Source organism: Varibaculum sp. (genome assembly GCF_008661855.1).
Lineage (GTDB): Bacteria > Actinomycetota > Actinomycetes > Actinomycetales > Actinomycetaceae > Varibaculum > Varibaculum timonense_A.
Genome location: NZ_RPZY01000033.1, coordinates 44,837 through 69,558, shown reverse-complemented (window position 1 = coordinate 69,558; position 24,722 = coordinate 44,837). Strand labels below are relative to the sequence as shown.

21 protein-coding genes are annotated in these 24,722 nt (G+C 49.5%); 14 read left to right on the top strand and 7 right to left on the bottom strand.

Annotated features, from left to right (window positions below; translation table 11 throughout):
- Positions 1–12: 12 nt before the first annotated feature.
- From leuA to QZT94_RS04195, 6 genes are all read left to right on the top strand, one after another.
- Positions 13–1,764: a 2-isopropylmalate synthase gene (leuA, locus tag QZT94_RS04220; RefSeq protein ID WP_296761491.1), complete on the top strand. Its 1,752-nt coding sequence runs from the start codon at positions 13–15 to the stop codon at positions 1,762–1,764.
- A gap of 522 nt (positions 1,765–2,286) precedes the next feature.
- Positions 2,287–3,564 (top strand): ABC transporter substrate-binding protein, encoded by a 1,278-nt coding sequence (locus QZT94_RS04215; RefSeq protein ID WP_296761494.1) that lies wholly within the window; start codon positions 2,287–2,289, stop codon positions 3,562–3,564.
- Positions 3,565–3,566: 2 nt separating this feature from the next.
- Positions 3,567–4,475, top strand: a complete 909-nt coding sequence (locus tag QZT94_RS04210; RefSeq protein WP_296761496.1) for a sugar ABC transporter permease — start codon at positions 3,567–3,569, stop codon at positions 4,473–4,475.
- Positions 4,472–5,332: a carbohydrate ABC transporter permease gene (locus tag QZT94_RS04205; RefSeq protein ID WP_296773194.1), complete on the top strand. Its 861-nt coding sequence runs from the start codon at positions 4,472–4,474 to the stop codon at positions 5,330–5,332. The genes QZT94_RS04210 and QZT94_RS04205 overlap by 4 nt, the downstream gene beginning before the upstream one ends.
- A 21-nt stretch (positions 5,333–5,353) precedes the next feature.
- Complete coding sequence (locus tag QZT94_RS04200; protein WP_296761501.1) at positions 5,354–6,736, top strand: glycoside hydrolase family 13 protein; 1,383 nt, start codon at positions 5,354–5,356, stop codon at positions 6,734–6,736.
- 64 nt (positions 6,737–6,800) lie between these two features.
- Positions 6,801–7,847, top strand: coding sequence for a LacI family DNA-binding transcriptional regulator (locus QZT94_RS04195; protein WP_296761504.1), 1,047 nt, complete (start codon positions 6,801–6,803; stop codon positions 7,845–7,847).
- Positions 7,848–8,068: 221 nt separating this feature from the next.
- Here the strand turns inward: QZT94_RS04195 and QZT94_RS04190 are convergent, their stop codons facing one another.
- The gene (locus tag QZT94_RS04190; RefSeq protein WP_270625250.1) at positions 8,069–8,404 is read right to left on the bottom strand and encodes a nucleotidyltransferase domain-containing protein; all 336 of its coding nucleotides are present in this window, start codon (positions 8,402–8,404) and stop codon (positions 8,069–8,071) included.
- 235 nt (positions 8,405–8,639) lie between these two features.
- Here QZT94_RS04190 and QZT94_RS04180 point away from each other — a divergent pair, with 235 nt between their 5' ends.
- The 3 genes from QZT94_RS04180 to uppS all read left to right on the top strand — a co-directional run bounded on the left by QZT94_RS04180 (position 8,640) and on the right by uppS (position 11,669).
- Complete coding sequence (locus QZT94_RS04180; RefSeq protein ID WP_270625252.1) at positions 8,640–9,944, top strand: DUF4143 domain-containing protein; 1,305 nt, start codon at positions 8,640–8,642, stop codon at positions 9,942–9,944.
- Positions 9,945–10,147: 203 nt separating this feature from the next.
- The gene (gene recO, locus QZT94_RS04175) at positions 10,148–10,879 is read left to right on the top strand and encodes a DNA repair protein RecO (protein WP_333558158.1); all 732 of its coding nucleotides are present in this window, start codon (positions 10,148–10,150) and stop codon (positions 10,877–10,879) included.
- 7 nt (positions 10,880–10,886) lie between these two features.
- Positions 10,887–11,669 (top strand): polyprenyl diphosphate synthase, encoded by a 783-nt coding sequence (uppS, locus tag QZT94_RS04170; RefSeq protein ID WP_296761509.1) that lies wholly within the window; start codon positions 10,887–10,889, stop codon positions 11,667–11,669.
- Between the two features lie 100 nt (positions 11,670–11,769).
- Here the strand turns inward: uppS and QZT94_RS04165 are convergent, their stop codons facing one another.
- The 3 genes from QZT94_RS04165 to QZT94_RS04155 all read right to left on the bottom strand — a co-directional run bounded on the left by QZT94_RS04165 (position 11,770) and on the right by QZT94_RS04155 (position 14,188).
- On the bottom strand, positions 11,770–12,990 hold the full coding sequence (locus QZT94_RS04165) for a DUF1015 family protein (RefSeq protein ID WP_296761512.1): 1,221 nt from the start codon (positions 12,988–12,990) through the stop codon (positions 11,770–11,772).
- Between the two features lie 165 nt (positions 12,991–13,155).
- Positions 13,156–13,509: a peptidoglycan bridge formation glycyltransferase FemA/FemB family protein gene (locus tag QZT94_RS04160; RefSeq protein WP_296761515.1), complete on the bottom strand. Its 354-nt coding sequence runs from the start codon at positions 13,507–13,509 to the stop codon at positions 13,156–13,158.
- Positions 13,475–14,188, bottom strand: a complete 714-nt coding sequence (locus QZT94_RS04155) for a peptidoglycan bridge formation glycyltransferase FemA/FemB family protein (RefSeq protein ID WP_296761518.1) — start codon at positions 14,186–14,188, stop codon at positions 13,475–13,477. Before QZT94_RS04155 ends, QZT94_RS04160 begins: the two co-directional genes overlap by 35 nt.
- Positions 14,189–14,457: 269 nt before the next feature.
- Between QZT94_RS04155 and miaB the strand changes: the two genes are divergently transcribed.
- Together miaB and miaA are read left to right on the top strand one after the other, a co-directional pair.
- Complete coding sequence (gene miaB, locus QZT94_RS04150) at positions 14,458–15,972, top strand: tRNA (N6-isopentenyl adenosine(37)-C2)-methylthiotransferase MiaB (protein ID WP_296761521.1); 1,515 nt, start codon at positions 14,458–14,460, stop codon at positions 15,970–15,972.
- An 8-nt stretch (positions 15,973–15,980) separates the two neighbouring features.
- Entirely contained in the window at positions 15,981–16,922 is a 942-nt protein-coding gene (miaA, locus tag QZT94_RS04145) for a tRNA (adenosine(37)-N6)-dimethylallyltransferase MiaA (protein ID WP_296761522.1), read from the top strand.
- A 1,464-nt stretch (positions 16,923–18,386) separates the two neighbouring features.
- Here miaA and hypD read toward each other — a convergent pair.
- Together hypD and QZT94_RS04135 are read right to left on the bottom strand one after the other, a co-directional pair.
- A complete protein-coding gene (gene hypD, locus QZT94_RS04140; protein WP_296761524.1) occupies positions 18,387–19,535 on the bottom strand; it encodes a hydrogenase formation protein HypD in 1,149 nt (382 codons plus the stop codon).
- A gap of 41 nt (positions 19,536–19,576) precedes the next feature.
- Positions 19,577–19,846 carry a HypC/HybG/HupF family hydrogenase formation chaperone gene (locus QZT94_RS04135; protein ID WP_072509926.1) on the bottom strand — a complete coding sequence of 90 codons (270 nt, stop codon included), beginning with the start codon at positions 19,844–19,846 and terminating at the stop codon, positions 19,577–19,579.
- A gap of 96 nt (positions 19,847–19,942) precedes the next feature.
- Between QZT94_RS04135 and hypE the strand changes: the two genes are divergently transcribed.
- Complete coding sequence (gene hypE / locus QZT94_RS04130; protein WP_072510747.1) at positions 19,943–21,085, top strand: hydrogenase expression/formation protein HypE; 1,143 nt, start codon at positions 19,943–19,945, stop codon at positions 21,083–21,085.
- 44 nt (positions 21,086–21,129) lie between these two features.
- Here hypE and hypF read toward each other — a convergent pair whose 3' ends face one another.
- Positions 21,130–23,430 carry a carbamoyltransferase HypF gene (gene hypF / locus QZT94_RS04125; RefSeq protein WP_296761528.1) on the bottom strand — a complete coding sequence of 767 codons (2,301 nt, stop codon included), beginning with the start codon at positions 23,428–23,430 and terminating at the stop codon, positions 21,130–21,132.
- 114 nt (positions 23,431–23,544) lie between these two features.
- Here hypF and QZT94_RS04120 point away from each other — a divergent pair, with 114 nt between their 5' ends.
- Positions 23,545–23,895 carry a hydrogenase maturation nickel metallochaperone HypA gene (locus QZT94_RS04120; protein ID WP_270625265.1) on the top strand — a complete coding sequence of 117 codons (351 nt, stop codon included), beginning with the start codon at positions 23,545–23,547 and terminating at the stop codon, positions 23,893–23,895.
- Positions 23,895–24,683 (top strand): hydrogenase nickel incorporation protein HypB, encoded by a 789-nt coding sequence (hypB, locus tag QZT94_RS04115; protein ID WP_072509924.1) that lies wholly within the window; start codon positions 23,895–23,897, stop codon positions 24,681–24,683. The genes QZT94_RS04120 and hypB overlap by 1 nt, the downstream gene beginning before the upstream one ends.
- Positions 24,684–24,722: the final 39 nt, after the last annotated feature.

The following is a 24,722-nucleotide window of genomic DNA, read 5'->3' as shown; positions in this document are numbered from 1 at the left end:
AGAAATCTTCCCATGCGAACTACTGGTAAAGCTCCCCGGCAGCAGCCTTCTGGAATGCCGTTTCAAAAATATGCTCATTTTTGGGATAGTTCCCTGAAACTGCCGGATCGTACCTGGCCAGATAGAAATGTTACCCAGGCTCCCCGTTGGCTATCTACGGATTTGCGGGACGGTAATCAGGCGTTGATTGAGCCGATGGATTCGAGGCGTAAACGCAAATTGTTTGATTTGTTAGTGCAGATTGGGTTGAAAGAAATCGAGATTGGGTTTCCGGCTGCCTCGCAGATAGATTTTGATTTCGTGCGCTCGCTGGTGGAAGATAACGCGATTCCCGAGGACGTGTGTGTTTCGGTACTTACTCAGGCGCGTGAAGATCTAATCGGACGTACCATAGAGTCCCTAGTGGGAGTGCCGCGCGCCAATGTGCATATCTATAACGCCACCTCACCGACTTTTCGGGAAGTAGTATTCCATAACGATAAGGCGGCTACCGTGGAACTGGCAGTAAGCGGGGTGCGTGAGGTAATCGCGCAAGCTGAAAAGCAATTAGATGATTCCACGGTTTTCGGGCTGCAATATTCTCCAGAAATTTTCGTAGATACCGAAGCTGAGTTTGCCCTGGAAATCTGTGAAGCGGTCATGGATATTTGGCAGCCTGATGAGGATCGCGAAATTATTTTTAACCTGCCGGCAACTGTGGAGCGTTACACCCCGGACTCTTATGCGGATCAAATCGAATGGATGAGCCGGAACCTGAGTCGCCGTGAACACGTCTGTTTGTCAGTACATAACCATAATGACCGGGGAACGGGGATTGCTGCGGCAGAACTATCTATGAAAGCCGGTGCTGACCGGGTAGAAGGCTGCCTGTTGGGGCAGGGGGAACGTACTGGTAACGTAGATTTGATTACTTTGGCAATGAATCTTTATTCCCAAGGAATCGACCCCATGTTGGATTTGTCGAACCTGGATTGGGTGCGCGAAACCGTGGAGTATTGCACCCGCATGGAAACTAATCCCCGCCAGCCCTATACTGGCGATTTGGTTTATACGTCCTTTTCTGGCTCTCACCAAGATGCCATTAAAAAGGGCTTTGATAAGCGTGCCCGGCAAGTTGCGGCAGCCGGTGGCGACCAGAACCAGGTTATCTGGACAGTGCCTTACCTGCCGATTGATCCCGGTGATGTAGGACGCGACTACCAGGCAGTGGTGCGGGTGAATTCCCAGTCTGGCAAGGGTGGTATCGCGTTCCTGATGAAACGCGACTATTCTTTGGATTTGCCACGCCGCTTGCAGATAGAGTTCTATCGCCATGTCCAGGACTATACGGAAAAGTTCGGGGGCGAGGTCGATTCGCAGCATTTGTGGAAGATTTTCGCTGACGAATATCTGCCTGGAGAGGAACATCGCCTGGAACCATGGGGGCGCTTTAAACTGCGTGATTCGCGCGCAGATAACAATCATGAAACTGGGGAAGTATCTTTACGGGCGCAGGTTAGCGATAACGGGGCTTTGCGCACTTTAGAGGCAGTGGCTCCTGGCCCTATCGAAGCGTTTATCACTGCTTTCCAAGGGCTGGGAACGGATATTAAGGTACTGGACTATGTAGAGCACGCGATGGAAACCGGTGAGAGTTCGCGGGCAGCGGCCTATGTGGAGGCCGAGATTGCCGGTCAGGTGCTGTGGGGAGTTGGCATCGATTCTTCGATTACTCGCGCTACCTATAAGGCGGTTATTAGCGCCCTCAACCGCGCCGAGCGCTAGCCGCATTAGTTAGCGAATGAGAGTTGTCAGGCTTTGTCTGAAATCTGAATCACTCGGCGTTGCGGGTAGCTAAAAACTCGAATTTTTGTGGGCTGCATCTACCTATCGTCTATTTTTGCCTGCACCGATAAGCCTTTATATGTTGCCTTACTATCGCGCCAAGAAGATTTCAAAATAGACACTCCAGGTCTACAGCGGCAGTGATGTAAATGTGAGTCGAAGGAACAAAAAATTTTTTAAAACTGTTGACACCGATGGTAAAACGTTTTACTATAAACCGTAAGCCATACTTCGAGGAGGAAGTGAAAATGGAATAATTGAGACTTAATTCGTGCTAGGTGGCTAACCCACTGTTTTTTGAGCTGCTGAACCGTTTGAAAAAGACTGTGACTTTAAATCGTTTTCACCGATAAGTCATTGTTGATAGGCGGAGATTTTCAGTGGAAAAGAGGTGGAGTTATAGCTATAGATTCGCAATTTAGGTAATTTGCTTAGTTTCATTACAAAAAGAATCGAGGAAAAATGAGAAAAAGAATAGCAGCTATTGGTCTAGCTGCCGCTACCGCTCTTACTCTGTGTTCGTGCGCGGGTGGGGGAGCGAAATCATCCACAGCTGATGGTGGTACAACTGAGGTTGAGATTTGGCATTATTGGGATGGTAAAAACGCGGATACCTTTGATGAAATGGTAAAAATATTCAACAAAGAAAATCCTGACATTAAGGTAAAAACCACTGCCGTTCCTAACGGAGACTACCTGACAAAGTTACGTGCTTCGGCTTCTTCTAATAGCTTGCCCGATATTTCCGTTGGGGATTTAATTTGGGTTCCACAAATTGCCAAGATGGGTAAATCTGCAGATATATCCAAAGTTTTGGACAAAAAGCTACTCGGTGATATAAATCCTGCGCTAACCAGCTTTGGTTCCATTGATGGTAAACAAGTTTCGGTTCCGGTCTCAGCGAATAACTTGGCCTATATGTATAACAAGACCCTCTTTAAGGATGCCGGATTGGATCCTGCTGCTCCCCCCAAGACTTGGGAGGAACTGAAAACCATGGGAAAGCAAATTCTCGACAAGACAGGCAAGCCTGGCTATGATTTGCTAACTCAGGCAGGAGACAACGGAGAGGGTCTCACCTGGAATTTCCAAGTTAATCTGTGGCAAGCAGGTGGAGAATTCCTTAATAAGGACAACACTAAAGCGGCATTCAATACCCCTGAAGGTAAGAAAGCTGCCCAATTCTGGGTAGATTTAATTAAATCTGGCGTCAGTCCCTATGCAAAGTGGGGAGAGTTTGAAAAAGGCAAAGGTGGCTCTGCTCAGGAAGGCTCTTGGATGGTAGGTATTTGGGCTGCTGATCCCCCATTTGATTTTGAAGTGGCGCAATTGCCTGTTCCGGAGAGTGGAACGCAGGCTACAAACCTTGGGGGAGAACAGGCCATGATTTTCAATGATGATCCTAAGAAGGTTAAGGCAGCCGGCAAATTCCTGTCCTGGTTCTTATCGGATAAACAGATCCTAAAGTGGAATCAAGAAACCGGGTTTATTCCTGTGCGCAATTCGATAGCAGAAGGTTCTGAATACCGCGATTGGGTTCAGCAAAACCAGAAGCAACTAATGCCATTCGTTGAGCAAATGAAATTTGCAAAGGCACGTCCTAATACCGCAGCTTACCCTCAGATTTCTTTGGCTTTTGCTAAAGAAATGGAAAAAGCATTTGCAGGAGAGGTCAGTGTAGATAAAGCCTTAGCGAACGCTGAGACTGCCGTTAATGAAGTAATCGCTAAAGGCAAGTAAAAATGAAAAAACAGAATGTACTGACACGCCGGGTGCAACGTAATGCATCGACTAAGGAGCAGACGAGAACTGCCTATCTCATGCTGATTCCGGCCTTGATTATTTTGGGAGTATTCGTCTTTTACCCAATTGTATCTGCTGGTTATCTCAGCTTAACAAGTTGGGATGGGTTTAATCCTGAAAAACCATTTGTTGGTTTGAGTAACTATGTTCGACTAGCAAAAGATAATGAGTTTTGGAATTCATTACTGGTAACAATTATTTACGCATTCGGCGTGTCAGTACTTTCTGTGATTAGCGGACTATTTTTTGCACTGCTGCTTGACGGTCCATTACGGGGACGGGGTATATATAGAACCATTTATTTTCTCCCAGTGGTAACTTCTTCTGTAGCTATCGCAATCGTATGGAAGTATATGCTCGACTATTCAGGATTAATTAACACCTGGTTAGGTAAAATAGGTATTTCTGGTCCTGACTGGCTGCAAAATCGCTGGCTAGCATTGTTAGCTTTAACCCTACTGACAGTATGGAAAAACCTTGGTTTTAATATCGTTTTATACCTAACGGCTTTACAATCTCTCCCCAAAGCGGTTTTTGAAGCCTCAGAAATTGATGGTGCGAACAAGGTCAAACAAGTTCGCTTCATCGTTGTTCCACTATTGCGACCTATGACGTTTTTTGTTATTGTCCAAGCTCTTATAAATAGCTTCCAGGCTTTCGATTTGGTTTATGTGTTCACCGAGGGTGGGCCGCGCGGTGGTACTGATGTTTTGGGCATGATGATGTATCGCCAGGCATTTAGATTGGGAGATTTTGGGTACGGAACAGCGATATCACTGGTAACTCTAGTTTTGGTATTGCTAGTTACTCTTGTTCAATGGAAACTAAAGGGGGCGGACGAGAAATGAGTCGGGGAAATGATTTAGAGCGTAAAGGCTCAAGACCCATGAATAAAACCTTTAGCAATCTAGGTAGACACCTAATTCTTATTATTGGGGCACTGACTATTCTGATTCCGTTCTTGTGGATGATTACGACGTCTTTACAAACCAAAGCGGAAACCTATACTGCACAATCTATTTTCCCAACCTCCTGGCATTGGGAAAACTATTTACAAGCTTGGCAAAATGCTCCCTTTGGTCGATTCTATATAAACTCTCTGATTATGTCGGCAGGAATAGTTATTGGTCACTTAATCTTTGACTCTTTAGCAGCCTGTGCTTTTGCTAGGCTGAAATTCCCAGCTAAAAATATCCTATTTATCGTATTACTTGCAGGATTGATGGTTCCAATCTTTGTTACCGTCATTCCTGCCTATGGGATAGTTTCATATTTAGGATGGATTGATACATTCGCTGCCCTGATAGTTCCTAGATTGGCGGATGTTTTTGGAATCATTTTGCTTCGACAGTATTTTTCTACCATTCCCATGGAATTAGATGAAGCAGCCAGAATGGATGGTTGCTCAAGCTGGCAAATTTATTGGAGAATCATTATTCCCCTTGCGAAGCCAGCTTTGGCTACGTTGGCGATATTCTCTTTCCTGTTCGCCTGGAATGATTTTCTTTGGCCGCTACTGGTAACAAATGCAGAAGAAATGCGCACTATACAGATAGGTCTAAACGGATTTGTTGGTCGGTATGGAACCTCATGGAACTATCTTATGGCAGGAACTATTACAGCCACTCTACCGAGTGTTGTCGTTTTCCTCTTCTTCCAAAAAGCTTTGGAAAGAGGGATTGCTGCTACTGGATTAAAAGACTAAAAATAATAGAAAGATAAAATAATGACTATTCCTAACTGGATAACTAAAGCAAACTTCTATCAAATTTTTCCAGACAGATTTTATAATGGAAACCCCAGTTTAAATCCTCCGCAAGTAGTTCCCTGGGGAAGTGATCCAACCCCTAATAACTTTATGGGTGGAGACCTTCCTGGAATTACTGAGAAGCTGAACTATCTAGCAGATTTAAAGATAAATGCAATTTATTTGAACCCTATTTTTTCTGCTGTAACTAATCATAGGTACGATGCAGTTGATTATTTTAAAATAGATCAGCATCTTGGGAGTATTGAAGATTTTGACAAGCTTATTAGAAAAGCTCATAACTTAGGCATAAGGGTTATTTTAGACGGAGTATTTAACCATTGTGGAAACGCTCATTATGCCTTTAAGGATGTCATAAATAATCAAGCAAAGTCTAAATATGTAAATTGGTATATGATTGAGGGATTTCCGGTTATTTCGGACCCTGATAAATATAATTACCGGACCTGCACCGGTTGCTACTATCTACCAAAATGGAATATCTATAACCCTGAGGTTAGAGAGCATCATTTAGAGGTGGCTAGGTTCTGGTTAAATCGTGGAATTGATGGTTGGAGATTAGATGTTCCCTACTTGGTAAATATGAACTTCTGGTATCAGTTCCACGAGGTAGTGAAATATTTTGGAGAAGATAAGTATCTGGTTGCGGAAGATTGGCGCGATCCTACTATCTGGCTGAAACCCGGATTAATGGATGGAGTTATGAATTATTCGCTTCGTAACCTTGTCTTGGCCTATACAGCTGAACAGTTTATTGATGCATTTAAGTTTGTGGAAGGGATGAATGAACTATATGCGCGGATACCTCAGGAGTTTCATGCTGCCATGTTTAATCTGCTGGGAAGTCACGATACTGAAAGGGTGGCGACTCGTTGCAAAAATGAGACTCCGCGAGTAATAAATTCCTTTGCTCTTTTATATTCTATGCACGGTTCTCCCGTTCTTTACTACGGTGATGAAATTGGTATGACGGGTGAAAATGATCCCGGTTGCCGGGGAGGGGTGAACTGGAATCAGGAAGCATGGAATCAAGAAATTCACCGGAGCGTAACTGGCTTGTTATCCGCTAGGTCGAACTCTAAGGTTCTGCAAGAGGGAGAGCAAGAGCTAGTAGCTTTAGACGCTGAAACAGTGCTGGTTAAGCGACGCCTTGGAGATAGGGGCACCGTGAGCATTGTGCACAGAGGAGTGGGCAGAGATGTGTCTTATAGCCTCATTCCTTTGAGGAAGGAAAAAGCAATTTTCGGAATCCCGAGTCTAATCGGTAATTCGTATCGGGTAGATAGTGTCAATCCGTTGATTCTGGAAGGGGAGATTGACGAACGAAAGTGGTCGCTGTGAAGGAATATTGTGTGGTGCAGTGCGTTTACTACTAAATAACTGTTCAACGAGGTAGTCTGCAAATATGCCGAAAAAAATCACCATTAGAGACGTCGCTATGAAAGCGGGAGTTTCTAATTCGGCAGTTTCTTGTGCGTACCATAATCCCAAGAAGCTTTCAGTGGAAACGCGAGAACGCATATTACGAGCTGCAGCAGATATCGGTTACGTAAGTAACGCTGCAGCTCGTACCATGCGAACCAATACAACTGGGGCTCTTGGTCTTTTACTACCTCAAGAGATTGATTTGGCTTTACAAAATCCTTACTACACATTCCTTATGGAGGGGATAGGAAAAGCATGCCGTGAGGATGGATATTCCTTACTGCTGGTTCCTCCGTTCGAGAATGATTCTTCGGTTAATCTTATTCCCACTGCCGCAGTAGATGGCTTCATTGTTTCTGGGCTTGAAAAAGAGCGTGAAGAAGTTGTGGAAATCTTTAGTAAGAATATGCCCTTGGCGGTAATCGACCCGCAAACTGAACTGGAAGTCTCAACAATAGAGATTGACGACGCGAAAGCTCTAGACTCACTTGTTAAAACAATTATTGAATGTGGTCATAGGCGTGTGGGGATTGCCGCAATCGAAACTAAAACGGAGCTTAGCTATCAGGCTTGGCATGGGGTAATGGGGCAGCGCATAAAAACAATTCTAGACGCTTTCGATAAATTTGGAAAAGCTTTGTCAGGGGATGACCTAACCGTTTATGAAACTTCCAGTACCTACGATGGGGGGAAAGAAGCTTTCAGTCAACTATATAAGGGGAATAATCCTCCTACAGTCATTATTTCCTTTAGTGACATAATAGCCGCAGGTGTAATCAGCGCGGCGACTGCTGCCGGTTTGAAGATACCAACAGATTTGTCAGTTACTGGTTATGATGGAATGCCACAATATTTCTCTACTTTACCGCTGACTACCGTCAGTCAGCCAATCGTAAAAAAGGGCTATTTAGCTGGACAATTAGTTCTCGAATGGATAAAAAATAAGGCAAATTCAAGTTACGGTGTGCGTCATGAAATCCTGGCTGCAAAATTTATTGAAGGAGAAACACTTGGAGTAGTCCAATAACTTTGAGGTGCGAGTGCCTTGAGGTTTATAAATTTGAGCTGTCTAAAATACTTGGCGATGCCGATTGTTCAAGCATTTAGATTTTTCCAAGGCAGCGAGTTAAACCAATTATACGGCTCAAGAGAACATGTTTTGGCTTATCATTTGTGCACTGGGAAAATTGTAAAACCTGCGCTAGGACGTCTGCAAAAAGTACGCTAAAACCTTCGGATTGTCTCGAATCATAGCGGTACTGCCTCATCGAGTGCTTGCTGATTAACCTCTGATTTTACTAGTTGAACAGGGAAAATATCTATATTTTTCCCTAAAAGCTCCCGGGTTTCCGCCAATAGCCCGCTCGCCCGCATCAACAGGTTTCCGTCCTCGGGGCTCATCTCGATCAAGATGTCGATGTCGCTTTTAGCGTTGGCATCGCCACGGGCTACCGAGCCAAAAAGCAGCGGATTAGAGGCTCCGTATTTTTCCAGTAAAGACCGAAACTCGTTGATATTTGCGGCTAATAGGGCGCGCAACTGCATCGTTTCCGGAGTTAAGCTACCTGGGGTATCAACGAACACAAAATCATGCTATCAGTTGCCAATCAGAGTTTCACTGCTAGTAGCTACGTATTCGAGGTGAGGGAGTAGGTATCGATCCTTCGATTACTCGCGCTACGTATAAGGCGGTTATTAGCGCCCTCAACCGCGCGGAACGCTAGGATGTCTGCAAAACATGCGCTAGAACGTCTGCAAAAAGTGCGCTAGGGCGTCTGCAAAAAGTGCGCTAGAGCTTTTGAACTGCTATAATAAGCATGTGGATACCGAAGCAATAGTGGGTAGACCCTATCTACCCCGAATGATTGATAGCGCCTTGCAAGAAATCCTGCACGGGGTAGGCGCCGTTATAATCGAGGGTCCTCGTGGGTGCGGAAAAACTATGAGCGCCCTAAATGCGGCTAACTCTTATATCTTTTTAGATACTCCCCACGCAAAAGAAATCTTTGATTTTCAACCTGAATTACTTCTTCGTGGTGATACCCCCCGACTGTTAGATGAATGGCAGGTTATCCCCGAAAGCTGGAATCTAGTTCGCCGCGAGGTAGACGGCAGGGCGGAGCGCGGACGTTTCATTTTGACCGGATCCGCCCTCCCAGCTGATGACATTACCAGACATACTGGGGCGGGACGCTTCTTGCGTCTTACCCAGCAAACCATGACTACCTGTGAAAAAGACCAAGTTCTGGGCAAGGGTAGCTCAATGCCATCTATATCCCTACGCAACTTATTTGCGGGGGAATTCCCTGACCTTTTCCCTGGTCAAGATGACCCCACCTCGGCAATCAATCTGCTATGCCGCCCGGGATTCCCCGATATGCTCTATGATGACTTTTCGCTTTCTTCCCGCCGTATCAGTGCATATATTGATGAGGTAACCCGCCTAGATTTGTCTCGCCTCGCCGAGATTCGGCATTCTCCGCAAGTGATCAAGGCAGTCCTACAGTCGGTAGCGCGCAGCGTGATTAGTGAGTTAACGATAGACACGATTCGCCGCGACATCATGCGACTAGCAGCAGAAATCCAAAATAGAACCATTTCTAACTATCTGGAACTACTAGGGAGGATTTTTGTAGTTCAAGAGATTCCTGCCTGGTTGCCGCAGCTACGTACGAGAGCAAGGCTGCGTACGGCCAGTAAATATCATCTAGCTGATCCAGCTATGGCGGTTAATCTTCTGGGAACTACGCCTACTCAGCTAGCCTATGACCCGAAAACTCTCGGCTTGATATTAGAAAGCGCCGTTCTCCATGATCTACATACCCTGATTAGCTTTTTAGGAGGTAGGCTCTATCACTACCGCGATAGCTCCGGTCGGGAAATCGATGGAATTGTTACTCTTCCTGATGGGCGCTGGGCAGGTATCGAAGTCAAACTAGGAACCGCCAAAATCTCTCAAGCAGGGCAAAAACTGCAAGAAATCGTGAATACGCTCGATTTAGAGGTGATGAAGAAACCTTCGTTCCTGGCAGTAGTTACTCTGGCTGGACCGATAGCTAAGCTCACGAAGCTGGAAAATGACGTTCCTACCTTTACATTTCCAATTCAAGCTTTGGGCGTTTAAAACTTGCTGAAGTGCATTTATAATGCTCTAGCAATCGTTTTGCAGGGGTTCTAGCAATCGTTTTGCAGGAAGTCTGGCAATCGTTTTGCAGGATTTGGGTGGCTGCGGATATTCGCATTTGCGGAGGAGAGCGCTAGTAGTCACCCCAAGCCCCTGTGAACTATATGAGCTGACCTAGCAACTAGATATGAGATAATGAGCGGGTGCTGCGAACCTATACCGACCAGGCGATAGTCCTGAGAACCACCAAACTAGGGGAAGCAGACATAATCTTGACCTTGCTCACCCTCGAGCATGGGCAGGTACGAGCGGTAGCCAAAGGACTGCGCCGCACCTCCTCAAAATTTGGGGCGCGCCTGAGCCCCTTCAACCGGGTAAAACTGCAGCTACACTCCGGGCGTAATCTGGACACGGTTACTCAGGCTACTTCGCTCAGCCTCAATGCCCCGGCAATCGCCTGCGACTATGAACGGTACCTCTCGGGGCAAGTAATGCTAGAAACCGCCGAGAAGCTTTCCGAGGGCGAGGCTTCGCGCAGTCAATACCGGCTGCTAGCTGGCGCAATACCCGCTTTAGCAAACCGGGCGCACCGCCCCGGCATGGTGCTATCCTCCTACCTATTGCGTACCCTAACCATTGCCGGATGGGCGCCGGCTTTAGACCAATGCGCGCTCTGTGGGGCTGATGGCCCCTTTAAAGTTTTTTCCGCACCTGCCGGTGGGGTAGTTTGCGAAAACTGTCAGTTAAGCGGAGGCACCCGCATCTCTAAACCAGTAACCGACCTGCTCGCCGTACTGCTGGCGGGACAGTGGCCGCAGGTATACCAGGCGGATCCGCTAACTCAGGGGATAGCAGAAGAAGTGGTCACCGCCTATACCGAATGGGTGTTAGAGCGAAAACTAAAATCCTTGTCCGTTATGGCACGCAAGGCATAATAAGAATATGAGCGATAAAGACTTCGTAGCCACCGTTCCCCCCGGGCAAGGTAGCCCTATGCCCCCATTATCGTCAGTTCCCTCCCACGTGGCGCTAATCATGGACGGCAACGGCCGCTGGGCTAACCAGCAGGGATTGCCGCGTACGGCAGGGCACGAGGCCGGGGAATTGTCTCTCATGGACACCCTGGCCGGGGCAGTAGAGGCCGGGGTAAAAATGCTGAGTGTCTATGCTTTTTCTACCGAAAACTGGAAACGTTCCCCGGCGGAAGTTCGTTTCCTGATGGGGTATTCGCGGGACGTGATTCGCCGCCGTTCCCGCGAACTGAACGACTGGAACGTGCGCATAGTTTGGTCGGGGCGGCGCGGTCGGCTATGGAAATCGGTTATCAAGGAGCTAGAAGCTGCCGCCGAACTGACCCAAAATAACACCGGCATGGTGTTCAATATGTGTATTAACTATGGAGGGCGCGCGGAACTGGTTGATGCGGTTCGCGCGGTTGCCCGGCGGGTGGCGTCCGGGGAAATCAGTGACAATCATATCCGCGAGGACACCTTGGCGCGGGAAATGTATCTGGGGGGCATGCCGGATGTGGATTTGCTGATTCGCACCTCCGGGGAACAACGCCTATCTAACTTTTTACTGTGGCAATGCGCCTATGCGGAGCTTAGTTTCGTTCCCGAGATGTGGCCAGAGTTTAAACGCGAACAACTCTGGCGGGAACTAGCCGCATTTGGAGGGCGAAATCGGCGTTTTGGGGGCGCGAAAGACCAACCTTGCTCGGCTTAAGTTTGCCTGCGTCCTCGTAATAACAAGGGCGTTAAACCCCGGTAAAGCCTAAACTGGTTCGCAGTTCGGGTCTGAAAAAGTAGAAAATGCAGCCCGCCGCCTAATCCCAGAGGGGATGGGCAAACAGACCGCTGCCCAGTTTCGGTTCAAACCAAGTGGATTTAGGGGGCATGATTTGCCCCGCGTCAGCCACCTCCATTACTTGGTCAATCTGGGTAGGATACATGTAGAACGCGCAGGCATCGCCCTTATCTACCGCTGCTTTAAGTTCGCTGTCCCCGCGAATCCCGCCTACGAACTCGATACGTTCACTGGTGCGCGGATTGGTAATTCCCAGCAGGGGCGAGAGCACTGTTTCTTGCAGTAAAGACACATCTAAAGAATCAGGTAGCTCTTTACCGGCTAAAACCTGGGGACGGAAGCGGCAGGCATACCATTTGCCGCCTAGATACATACTGAAAGCACCAGAATTTTCCGGGGCAGCAAACTCGCCTAGTTCACTTAGCGTTGCTACCTGCGATATGTCTTTCAAGAACTGGTCGGGGGAGGTGTCGCCCCAATCAAGCACTAGCCGGTTATAGGGCAGACACCGCAGGTCGTGGTCAGGAACCGCGACCGCGAGGAATTCATTCCAGGGGGCATCTGCGCGTTGGGGGCGAGAAAGCCCTACTTTGGCCGCGGAAGCTGAGCGGTGATGGCCATCGGCAATATAAAAGTAGTCCAATGATTCAAAGATGCCGCTAGCTAAAGAAGTGTCTTCCGGCGAGAGCGGCCAAAGCTCATGGACAGTGCCCTCCAAAGTTTCTCCTTTGAGCAGCGGCTGGTCTTGAGTTACCCGCGCGGTGAGGGCGTCTATTTCTTCACGGGCGCGATAGGTGAGAAATACCGGTTCAGTATGGGCATTCACCCGGTCAAAATGTTTAATCCGGTCGGCTTCCTTAATCGCTAAAGTTTTCTCGTGCCGCTTAATAGTGCCGTCTTGATAATCGCCAACCTGGGCACACCCTACGATTCCTACCTGGGCTCTTCCTCGCCAAGTTTCCCGGTAAAGATACAGGCAAGGGCGGTCTTCGCGTACCAGCACGCCCCGGTCAATAAAATCTGTCAGATTAGCGGCTGCCTGCTCATGCACCTGGTCAGCGTGTTGATCCACGCTGAGGGGCAAATCAATTTCCGCGCGCGTGATATGCAGATAAGAGTTCGGGTCTTTGCCCTGCGCGCTAGCTTCCTCACGGTTCATAACGTCATAGGGCAGTGCCACTACCTGCGGGGCAGCCTCGCTAGTGGGACGCAGCGCACGGAAAGGACGCAACTTCGGCATCAAAATCTCCTTAGGGGTAATCTCCTTTGTCTTCAGCTTATCGGCTTCATCTGGCTTTCCTAATTGGGTATCACCTATTGGGGTGAGGATCTTCTTAGCTGACAGCATCCCAGGGAGGTCTTACTATTGCTTGTGCCTATGGGAAAATAGGGGGGCGTCCTCCAGCTATTTGCTGAACTCGCTGTAGACCTCAGGGTTATAAACCCAGTCGAACTGTCCAATCATTTCCAAGAGGCCGCTCTCGCCACAGAAGGCTTTTTTGAAGCTATAGAGTCCCCCCGAGTTATCTACCTCGTAAATTCCTCCCATATCGTATTGGGTATATCCCTGTTCGATAGCGTCCTTAATTGCTTCATTATTCATTTGATAGTTAGGACGCAGATTTCGTTTTTCATTGGAACTAGCAGCATAAATATAAAAACATTTCCGGTTGAAGCCCAAAACGATGGCGCAAGAAAGTACCTCCTGCTCGGCGGTACGAGTTTCATAGAGAGTTACGGCTGGGGGGGGGGAAGGCATTAAATAGGCGCACAAAATAATCTTTAGGGCGATAGGTGATTCCCTGGCGCTTCGCCATGATTTTGGTTAGTTCATAAAATTTATCGAGTGCTTGCTCAAACCCGGGATCACCACGATGAAAACGCAAAGTTTCCAGGCCATGTTTATAAGGAACCTTGATCTTACCTTTATTTTTTGATTTTACGGTCTTCAGAAAATCATCATGGGTTCCCATAGAAATGTCCGCAATCATATGCATCCGAGGATTGGAGAAGCTGTGTTCATCAGCTCCCCGAGTGGTGATCGCCAGATTAGTTATGCCGGCATTGCGATAGCTTTCCAATACTTCCTCGTCATAGGCGAACTCGGGATCCATCCTCAAAACAAATCCGTTACGTTTTTCCACCACCGGGGAAGCTTCTTTAACCAGTGCTTTCACAGTGTCGATATTTTTAAAATCGCAGACCGGGCCGCGCGGGGCATACATAAAAGCGTGGGATCCATCATTCTTGACAGACAGTATTGACAGGGCGGCGGTAATACTTCCCGCATCGTCCCGCAGATAAACGTAGTCACTGTCCCAGTTATTTTTTACTTTTGCCCAGTTAACCGATTGCATAACGTGACCGTACGGACTGGTAGCAACGAATTCTTCATAGCGAGCCACCGCTTCGCTATCCGATATATCTAAAATAGGCACGGTAGCGCTCCTCGTTTTTTCGAGATAACCACATATTTTCCGAAATGAAGTCCTAATTTAGAATACTTCACTGCCTTAGCACAGTGGTAATGCCATTAATCAGCGATTTTGGACTCGACCAAGAAATCGTGTCCTTGGTAAATCAGTGGGCGGAAGGTAACCGCTAAGCGCAACTTTTCTCGGAGGGTAGGGGGTACGAAAAGCTGCCAAAGAGCGCTCGGTCACAGTCGTTTTCCTCACTGGCAGCTCGCCTATTAGACTTAGGCGCGATGACAAGCAACGATAAAATGCCTCGCACCTATCATGTGCGAACTCTTGGCTGCCAGATGAATGAGCATGACTCCGAACGGATGGCGGGGCTGCTAGAAGCTGACGGCTTGATACCGGTAGAACTGGTGCCGCAAGCAGCCGCGCGCGCCACTAATGCCGGGGACGGCGGCGCTGATGTGGTAGTAATCAACACCTGTTCGGTACGCGAAGCTGCAGCTAACCGCCTCTTTGGGAACCTCGGGCAACTGGCCAGTGTGAAGCGGGAACGCCCCGGAATGCAAATCGCAGTGGGAGGTTGCTTAGCGCAGCAGATGCGCGAAAAAATCATTGAAAAAGCCCCCTATGTGGACGCGGTATTCGGCACCCACAATATAGATGTGCTCCCCGCGTTACTTAGGCGGGCACGGCACAATCACCGCGCTGAAGTAGAAATCGCAGAGTCGCTGCAAGTTTTCCCGTCCACCTTGCCTACCAGGCGAGAATCCTCCTATTCCGCTTGGGTGTCAATCGCGGTCGGCTGTAATAACACCTGTACGTTTTGTATAGTGCCCTCCCTGCGGGGACGCGAACGCGATCGCCGACCTGGGGAGGTGCTAGCGGAAGTAGAAGCCGTGGTTTCTCAAGGCGCGATTGAAGTGACTTTGCTCGGGCAGAACGTCAATTCTTATGGCGCGGGATTTGGAGATCGCGGAGCGTTCGCCAAGCTGCTGCGTGCCTGCGGACATATCGAGGATTTAGAACGGGTACGTTTCACTTCCCCTCATCCGGCAGCTTTTAGTGACGACGTGATTTGGGCAATGGCGGAAACTGAAAACGTAATGCCCACCTTGCATATGCCACTCCAATCGGGCTCTGATACTATTTTGCGCGCGATGCGCCGCTCCTACCGGCAAAAACGTTTCCTGGGGATACTGGATAAAGTACGGGAGGCTATGCCTGAGGCCGCGATTTCCACCGATATTATCGTAGGATTCCCCGGAGAGACTGAGGAAGATTTCCAGCAGACGCTAGAGGTAGTAGCGCAGGCTCGTTTTGCCTCTGCCTTCACTTTCCTATATTCGCCACGTCCGGGCACTCCGGCGGCTGACCGCGAGGATCAGATTCCCCACGAGGTCAAGCTAGAGCGTTACAACCGGTTGATTGCGCTGCAAGACCAGATTTGTTTGGAAGAAAACCAGAAACTAGTAGGCAGACAAGTAGAGGTATTAGTTTCCGAGGGCGAGGGGCGAAAAGATCAAGAAACTCACCGGGTATCTGGTCGCGCCCGAGATGGACGCCTAGTCCACGTAGCATTACCTGCCAGACAGGAAATGCCGCGACCAGGAGATATGGTGACGGCTACTGTCACCCATGGTGCTCCCCATAACTTGCTCGCAGATTCTGCCTTGGAGGGAGGATTATTCTCGGTGCGCCCCACCAGAGCCGGGGATGCTTGGCAGGCGCGTCAGAGTAAACAGGAAGAATACTCCCAGCAGGTTTCACTGGGAATTCCCGCCATTCGTCCTCGCGGATAGGTAGCTTAATGGATTCCTCCAAGCTTCCTCTCCTAGCGGTAGTCGGGCTAACTGCCAGCGGTAAATCTGGTTTTTCCCTGCAATTAGCTGCGGCGTTAGGGGAGCAAGGAATCGCTTGCGAGATTATTTCGGCTGATGCTTTCCAGCTGTATCGCGGTATGGATATCGGAACCGCGAAGATTCCGGTAGATGAGCGCCGGGGAATCCCGCATCACCTGTTAGATGTTTTACAGCTAGAGGAAAAAGCATCAGTAGCAGACTATCAGCGCAGTTGTCGCCAAATTATTGAGCAAATTCGCGCGCGCAAAGCGCTACCGATACTGGTAGGGGGGAGCGGCCTCTATGTTCGCGCCGTCCTTGACAAAATCGAGTTCCCCGGAACCGATAGCGCTATTAGGAAGCGCCTAGAAGCCCAGGCGGCGCAGCTGGGGATAGAGAAAATGCATCAACGCCTCGCCGAAGTTGATCCACAGTCCGCAGCTAGAATCGTGCCGGCTAATGAACGCCGGGTGATTCGCGCCCTGGAGGTCTATGAGCTAACCGGCAGGAAGTTTTCAGCCACTATGCCGCGACGGGAATACTTCCAGCCTGCTTTGCAGTTGGGAATCTCCTGGCCGCTTCCGGTGCTTGATGAGCGTATATCCCAGCGCACCAGCCAAATGCTGGCGCAAGGATTTATCGCGGAAGTTGAAGAGTTGCAAAAACTAGGTTTGGCGGACACTCCTACCGCTTGCCGCGCCACCGGTTACCAGGCGGTTATGGATTTGCTAGCCGGAAAAATCACCCGTGAAGAGGCGGCGGAACAAATAGCGCTGCAAACCCGGCAGCTTGCCCGCAAACAGCGCAAATGGTTCCGCAAAGACCCCAGAATCCACTGGTTAGACGGTGAAGCCGGCACCGCCGCCAACCTGGAACAAGCCTTAACCCTCCTCGAAATCGAAAGCGAGTAATAATCTGTCCGAAAATCCTGTCTAGTTTTATTCTTGTCAGAAAGAGCGCGGAAAACTTTTTCCTCCTGCCCAAAATCCGTATTTGCCTGTGACAAATACAAATAATGGACATAAAGCCCGACAAACAATTCTGATTTATAACCGGGTATCCGAAGGTCGAAAAATATGATGACAAGGGTGTCTAGCCTGCTCGGATAAAAACTTTTCCGCGTTCATTGAAACGCTTTTGCCAAACCGTATGAGATTAGTTGTATTGCTTTTCTAGTGACGGTGGAACGGTGTGTCTAACGCGGGGGCGAGATTTTATCCGAGTGGGTGCGGTGGGCATAAGAATTCGGAAAATGTCGCCACGTTTTCCGAATTCTTGGGCGAGAGGAAAAACCTCGCCCCGCACCGACAATTTCCAGGCATATGTGCAGGCAGCAAGAACTATATAAGCAACGTTTTCACCCTCCACAGACAAAAACACCCTCCCAATATCGCCAAACCACCCCCAAAGCGACCACATTTCCCATCTCGGGAGGGTGAAACTGTATCGGGAGGGCGATAATGTCTCGAAATTGGGTGCGACCGGTAAAAGATATGAGAGGGACAGACTACTTAGGGAGAACGGGGAGCGGTTTTATGTCGAGGGGAAGGCTTCGGGTGTTAAACCCGTGAAGATGCCAGAGTATTTTTACGGATTTCGGGGCGCGAGGAAAATCTTGCCCCGCATCGACATTTTTCAGGCATATGTGCAGGCAAGTAGAACCACCTAAGTAACGTTTTCACCCTCCACAGACAAAACCCCGCCAACATGCAGAATGAATTAGTTGTATTGCTTTTCTCGCAACGAAGAAACAGCCTAGTGGCTGAGCGCGGAAAACTTTTTTCCTCCTGCCCAAAATCGTGCGCGGGGGCGAGGTTTTTCCTCCCGCCCAAGAATTCGAAAAACGTGGCGACGTTTTCCGAATTCTTATGCCCACCGCGCCCACTCGGATAAAACCTCGCCCCCTCGTTTAAGGATCTTGAATCGCGACAGGCCGGGAAATTGGAGTTTTCGAGGAACAGACAGTGGTAAGTAGCTGCGAGCCTTGCATGCGGGGGATAGTTTTATCCGAGCAGGCTTCACCCACTTGACATCATATTATTGGCTTTCGGATACGCGGTTAATTATCAGAATTGTTTATTGGTAGGCGGAATAACTATTACCCGCACGTTTGGCTCATTTGTAACGTCGGAGGCATAGGCGTGTTTTTTGCTTTGGGGAGGTAGAAGACAAATTGTGCAAGGAAGAGTTTGCGAGCAAAAGGGTCGCGGCCGGTAAAAGATGCGAGAGGGACAGGTATGCTGTCACTATCTTTTTTAGTCGGAAACACGCTTTTTAGCCTCCTGGTATAACTTCCTATTCTCGCTGAAGCGAGAAAATCGGGGTCCCCGGAGCACTTTTACCGAGCCAGACCCGTAAACTCGAGGCAGACCTGATTAGTCCTCGATTACGATGGCTTGGGCGGTTTCCCGGTCAATGCGCCCAAAGTTATAGAACGCGGCGCAGGCTCCCTCGGGGGAAACCATACAGGTACCGATGGGTTTTTCGGGCGAACAGGCAGTGCCGAACACTTTACATTCCCAAGGTTTAATCCGCCCAGTGAGCACCGATCCGCATTCGCAAGCGGGGGGATCGGGAACCCGCACCCCCGGCACGTTGTACAGTCGCTCCGCGTCCCAGGCTGCGAATTCCTCAGAAATCCCCATTCCGGAATAGGGCATCCAGCCGAGACCGCGCCACTCGAAAGTGTCGCGGGTGGAAAATACCCGGTCAAGAAGTTTTAGGGCAGCCAAGTTACCTTCGGGACGTACTACTCGCGAATACTGGTTTTCTACGCGCGATTCACCGCGTTCGACTGCTCCCGATAGGTATTGGTCGATTAGCATGGCTACCGACTGTAGAATATCGAGCGGCTCAAAACCGGTTACTACCACCGGTTTATTGTATTCTGTGGGCAAGAATTTGAAGGCATCCGAGCCGACGACGGTGGCTACGTGACCGGGGCCGATAAAACCATCGATCCGGGTTTCATCTGCGCCTACGATTGCCCGCAAAGGTGGCTCAATTTTCACGTGGTTAGAGAACACGGAAAAGTTCTTTACCTGCTGTTTCTTGGCTGCTAGCAGGGTAACGGCAGTCGAGGGCGCGGTAGTTTCAAACCCGATAGCAAAGAAAATAACCTTTTTATCAGGGTTTTCTTTCGCAATCTTTAAAGCGTCCAGGGGAGAGTAAACGAAACGGATATCGCGCCCGCGCGCCCTCGCCTGTAGCAGGGATTCTTGAGAGCCTGGTACCCGCATCATGTCCCCGAAAGTCGTCAATATGACGTCCGGTTGATTAGCCAGCCAGAGGGCGTCATCGACCCTTCCCATGGGGATTACGCACACCGGGCAGCCCGGGCCGTGAATGAACTGTACGTTTTCGGGCAATAAATGCTCAAGGCCGTGCCGGTAAATAGTGTGGGTGTGTCCGCCACAAATCTCCATAAATGCTAATGGGCGCTCAAAATGACAAGCCTCCGCATTGATACGTTTTACCAGTTTGCGCGCAAACTCGGGGTCACGGAATTCGTCTACATATTTCATTGGTTCACTCTTCTTTTTCCACGTGCAGGCTTAAGTAGGGGCTAATCGGCGGAGGTGGTCTTGAACTGTTCTAGTTCGTCCTCGAACTGTCCTAACTTTTTTATCTGCTCCAATGTGGTGGCGGCCTCATCGGCATCAATCTGAGACATTGCAAATCCCACGTGTACCAGCACCCAGTCACCTACTTTTAAACCTTCGTCTGCCAGTAAATCGGTGGAAATCATGCGTTCGACTCCCGATAGTGAAACTTTGGCGCGGCCGCTCTCGGTTTCGTCGAATGCTACGATTTCGGCTGGTACTCCCAAACACATATGAATCTCCTTCAGCAAGCTTCTTTTCCAGATTACTGTCATTTAGTTGAGCTATCAAAAGATGAAAATGACACCTCGTTGTGCAATTATCGATATATGGATCCGAAAAACCGGCTTAATCAAGATGAAGCAAAAGTAAACTCCAATATTGCCCGGGTACGCAGTCGCGGCATGAAACTCAAAGATGAATACGTGACGCTATCGCATGGGGCGGGCGGGAAAGCGTCGGCTGCCCTGGTGGAACAGGTTTTTGTGTCCGGCTATGGTAACCGGGTTTTAGAGGAACTGACCGATGCAGGGGTGCTTCCTTTAACGGAAATTCTCGGCGTTTTTGCCGAGGACGAGGACGCGCTAGCAGATTTTTCCGGGTATAAGTTGGCAATGTCCACTGATTCTTATGTGGTTAATCCGATTGTCTTCCCCGGCGGCTCTATTGGAGAGCTCGCGGTTAATGGTACCGTCAACGACCTGGCGGTATCTGGTGCCATCCCCAAAGTAATTAGTGCCGGTTTCATTTTGGAAGAGGGATTGCCGATTGCGGATTTGCGCCGGGAAGTACAGGCGATGCGAGATGCCGCCGAGAAGGCTGGGGTAAGAATCGTTACCGGCGATACCAAAGTGGTTCCCAAAGGTAGCGGCGACAAATTATTTATTAACACTGCCGGAATCGGGATTGTACCGCCTTCGCGCCAACTAGGAGCAGACCAGGTGCAGCGCGGTGACCGGATTATCGTTTCGGGAGCGATTGCCGATCACGGGATGTCGGTGATGATGGCACGCGGGGACCTGGCGATTGAAGCCCCGATTAAATCCGATACTCGCGCGGTTAATTGCCTGGTTGAAGGCTTATTGGGGGCAGTACCGCAGACCCGCTGGATGCGGGACGCTACGCGTGGCGGACTAGGCACAGTGCTCAATGAGCTGGCGGTAGCTACCGGCTTAGGGATAGCTATCGAGGACGAATCTATTCCGGTACACGATATGACCCGCGGTGCCTGCGATATGTTGGGTATCGACCCTATCTATGTGGCGAACGAAGGCATGTTCTGTGCGGTAGTTCCCGCTGATCAGGTAGATACCGCGCTGGAGACGCTGCGGGCGCTTCCGGGCGGGGAAGAAGCCGCTAATATCGGACGGGTAGTTTCCAAACCGGAGTCATCGGTGGTGATGGTGACGGCTTTCGGGGGGACTCGGATGATTGATATGTTGGTGGGCGATCCGCTGCCGCGAATCTGCTAATAATCTAGGCGAGTACGTTAAAGGCCGGATGGTACCTAGTGATATTAGCCCTCGCTTGCCCCTAAAACCGTTGCCCACGCCTGTCCTAGGCTCAGCCCCCCATCATTTGGGGGCACGGTGCGGTGGGTTAATACCTTGAAGCCTTCCTTGCGGAGCAGGTGGGTAAACTGGGTGCTAAACAGGCGGTTCAAAGCCACCCCGCCAGTTAGTCCCACCGTAGATATCTGGCTTTCTTCAGCTAGTTCCTGGGTTTTATTAGCCAGTAATCCTGCCAAGCCCACATGAAAAAACCAGGCGCGTTCCCCGATTTCTCGTTCGCCCTCACCTAAAAATTCAAACAGGTCTCGAAAAGATTTGAACGTTTTAGGACGGGGAAGCGGGTTAGTATGCGCCCAGTTAGTGGCAGCGGACTCTAGCTGCATGGCGGCTTGCGCCTCATAGCTAACGGATGTGCAGATTCCAAGGATAGCGGCTGCGGCATCAAATAATCTGCCACAACTGGTGGTGGATACTACTCCAAAACCGCTGTTTAACTGACTTTTAACCAGCTCAAGTTCGCCGGTATTACCCTGCCTATCGCCAATTTCTTCACTGATTACTTCTGCTATCCAATCCAGATTCCAGTCGTGAGCAATCCCTAAAGCAACTCGCCAGGGATAACGCACTGCCCGGTCGCCTCCTACCAAGCTAAATGAGGGCAGGTGAGCGCGGCGTTGCCAGGTCTCTCCCGCAATCTCCAGGATTTCTCCTCCCCAGATAGTGCCGTCAGCGCCATAACCAGTACCGTCCACTGCTACTACCAGGGCTCGGGATTGGCAATCTCGCTCCGCCAACAGGGAATAAGCGTGGGCTACGTGATGTTGTACCTGCACTAATTCGATATTTTTAGCGGCGGAAAACCTTGATGCCCAAGCGGTGGTCAAGTAGGCGGGATGTAGGTCGCAAACGATTCGTTCAGGTCGAGCATGCTGGAAATTTAGCATTTGAGTGACCGCCCTATCGAAGGCTTCTTGACTGGCAAGCGTACCCATATCCCCGATATGTCCCGAAATATGTGCCAAATCTTTGCTGGCCAGGCAAAACGTGTTTTTTAATTCTCCTCCCACCGCTAAAGTCGGAACTTCAGCTTTTCTAGGTAGCGGTACTGGTAGTGGTGCATATCCTCGGGACCGCCGCGAGGGAATAGTAGTCTTCGAGTTCCCCAAGAAAACCGAGTCTTCCATCGGCAGGTGAATATCACGGTCATGGAATACAAAAGCATCCGCAATTTTTGCTAAACGCGAGGCGGCGTCCTCGTTGGTAAAACACAAGGGTTCTCCTGCCAGATTCCCTGAGGTCGCAACCAATGCCATCTCAGCGCATTCAGCGGTTAAAAGTTCCAAATGTAGGGGAGCATACGGCAGCATCACCCCAATATCGCTAAGACCGGGAGCAATGCTGGCTGCCAGGTGGTAGTCAAAACTTACCGGGGCAATCACAATCGGTCGAGATGGGCTGGTCAGTGCTTCAACTTGGGCTTGATTAAGTTGAGCAAGATTGCGTGCCGCTTCAATATCGCCCACCATGACTGCGAAAGGTTTATCTCCACGATTTTTTCGTTTACGCAGCCGGGCTACCGTCTCTTCATTGCGGGCATCACACATCAGATGGAAGCCGCCGATACCTTTAACTGCCAAGATTTCCCCGGCACTTAACCGCTGACGAGCCTGAGATAAAGCCGCATCAATCAGCGGGGCACGCTTTCCGACTGGAGGACGCAAATCTGGTTTTTTTGCTTCGCTCACCCACAACACTGGCCCGCAGTCAAAGCAGCTTATAGGTTGCGCATGGTAGCGGCGGTTTGTCGGGTCTGTGTATTCGGCGTGACAAGCCCGGCACATCGGGAATTTAACCATAGTGGTGGTGTCCCGATCATAGGGTAAGTTCATCATAATAGTGGCGCGCGGGCCGCAATTTGTGCAGGTAGTAAAGGGGTAGTGGTAGCGCCGATTATTGGGATTTGCCATATCGGTTTGGCAATCGAGACAGGTGGCAGTATCGGGAGGAATCAGGGTACGTACACCGGGGCGGCGACGCGATTTAACTATTTGAAAACTGTGTTCACCTTCGATGTCGGGCATTTCTTGGGCGGCGCATTTTAGAACCTGAGCCAATGGGGGGAGGGTAGCGAGCAGCTTGGAGATGAAATCTTCAATGTCTTGGGGACTGCCTTGTACCTCTATAAACACCGATTCGTCATCATTTCCCACAAAACCGGTGATGGGAAAATCGCTAGCAACTCTCGCTACGTGAGGACGAAACCCTACTCCCTGTACTACTCCGCGTAGTCGATAGGCGCGTCGCATATTTGCCTCCCCCATCTAAAATATCTATCGTCCTAAGCCTAGCGGTAAGCTCAAAGTTAGATGTCGGGCGAGCCTAGGCGCGTCCTCGCCAATAAGAAAACCTAGGGGGTTGTTATGCATGAAGTTGCACTGTCACGCCAACTTGCGCGGATAGTGTCGCGAAATGCAGCTGGACGTGAGGTGCTAGAGGTCGAATTAGAGGTAGGGCATCTGCGTCAGGTAGTTCCCGAAGCTCTCTATTTCGCCTGGGGAGCGGTTCGTAAGACTACTTTGCGCGGGCCGGCCCGGCTTAATATCACCGAAATACCGGCGGTGGTGTCTTGCCGTGAATGTAAAGCTAGCACCGAATTGCGGGAAGTGTTGGATTTTCGTTGCCAAGAATGCTCCTCGCGGGATCTGCAGATAATTAGCGGGGAAGAGTTTAGAGTGGTGTCTATTGAGGTTTCGCCAGAAAGGAAACAATAATGGGACGTTTTCATCGCCATGATGATGGTACAGTTCATGCGCATGATCATGGGGAGCATTCTCATCACCATGACCATGGGGAATATGTGGTCGATCCGGAACTAATCGGGGATCATTCCGGCTATGAAACAGGTCGGGAACGTATAGAGATTTTGGAAGATATCTACGCGGAAAATGATCATTTGGCAGATCATAATCGCCAGTCATTCCGGGAAAATAACGTAAAAGTGGTGAACCTGATGAGTTCGCCTGGTTCGGGGAAAACCACCCTGTTAGAGCAAACTTTGTCTAAGCTGCAAGGACAAATCAGGGTAGGAGTTATCGAGGGTGATATTGAAACCCCTATGGATTCTGAACGTCTGGCAGGATACGGGGCGCAAATTTCTTTACTTAACACCGGTCACGGTTTTGGAGGTGAATGTCACCTGGATGCCCCGATGGTGCATAAAGCCTTGTCAGCATTGGATTTGACCGCTCTTGATTTGGTGATTATTGAAAATGTTGGCAACCTGGTGTGCCCGGCAGAGTTCGATGTTGGAGAAACCGCTAAGGCGATGGTTTTTTCGATTACCGAGGGCGAGGATAAGCCCCTAAAGTATCCGGTGATGTTCCGCTCGGTTGAGGTGGTCGTTGTCAATAAAATGGATCTCGCGCCTTATCTAAACTTCGATATGCAAAAATTCCGGGGTTTCTTGGAGCAAGTCAATCCGGGAGTGAAGGTCATTGAAGTGTCGGCCTTAAATGGTGAAGGCGTGGATGAGTGGATTGACTGGCTGCAAAATCTATGAATACGTAATTGCTTCATTGCGTAAATAATAGGGTGCTTA

Coding starts and splice junctions, on each gene's coding strand:
- uppS (WP_296761509.1), top strand. CDS start 10,887: ATGAGCGATAAAGACTTCGTAGCCACCGTTCCCCCCGGGCAAGGTAGC.
- hypF (WP_296761528.1), bottom strand. CDS start 23,430: ATGCGACGCGCCTATCGACTACGCGGAGTAGTACAGGGAGTAGGGTTT.
- QZT94_RS04165 (WP_296761512.1), bottom strand. CDS start 12,990: ATGCCGAAGTTGCGTCCTTTCCGTGCGCTGCGTCCCACTAGCGAGGCT.
- QZT94_RS04135 (WP_072509926.1), bottom strand. CDS start 19,846: ATGTGTTTGGGAGTACCAGCCGAAATCGTAGCATTCGACGAAACCGAG.
- QZT94_RS04195 (WP_296761504.1), top strand. CDS start 6,801: ATGCCGAAAAAAATCACCATTAGAGACGTCGCTATGAAAGCGGGAGTT.
- QZT94_RS04215 (WP_296761494.1), top strand. CDS start 2,287: ATGAGAAAAAGAATAGCAGCTATTGGTCTAGCTGCCGCTACCGCTCTT.
- hypB (WP_072509924.1), top strand. CDS start 23,895: ATGGGACGTTTTCATCGCCATGATGATGGTACAGTTCATGCGCATGAT.
- QZT94_RS04200 (WP_296761501.1), top strand. CDS start 5,354: ATGACTATTCCTAACTGGATAACTAAAGCAAACTTCTATCAAATTTTT.
- QZT94_RS04120 (WP_270625265.1), top strand. CDS start 23,545: ATGCATGAAGTTGCACTGTCACGCCAACTTGCGCGGATAGTGTCGCGA.
- miaB (WP_296761521.1), top strand. CDS start 14,458: ATGACAAGCAACGATAAAATGCCTCGCACCTATCATGTGCGAACTCTT.
- miaA (WP_296761522.1), top strand. CDS start 15,981: ATGGATTCCTCCAAGCTTCCTCTCCTAGCGGTAGTCGGGCTAACTGCC.
- QZT94_RS04210 (WP_296761496.1), top strand. CDS start 3,567: ATGAAAAAACAGAATGTACTGACACGCCGGGTGCAACGTAATGCATCG.
- hypE (WP_072510747.1), top strand. CDS start 19,943: ATGGATCCGAAAAACCGGCTTAATCAAGATGAAGCAAAAGTAAACTCC.
- QZT94_RS04160 (WP_296761515.1), bottom strand. CDS start 13,509: ATGCCTTCCCCCCCCCCAGCCGTAACTCTCTATGAAACTCGTACCGCC.
- QZT94_RS04205 (WP_296773194.1), top strand. CDS start 4,472: ATGAGTCGGGGAAATGATTTAGAGCGTAAAGGCTCAAGACCCATGAAT.
- hypD (WP_296761524.1), bottom strand. CDS start 19,535: ATGAAATATGTAGACGAATTCCGTGACCCCGAGTTTGCGCGCAAACTG.
- leuA (WP_296761491.1), top strand. CDS start 13: ATGCGAACTACTGGTAAAGCTCCCCGGCAGCAGCCTTCTGGAATGCCG.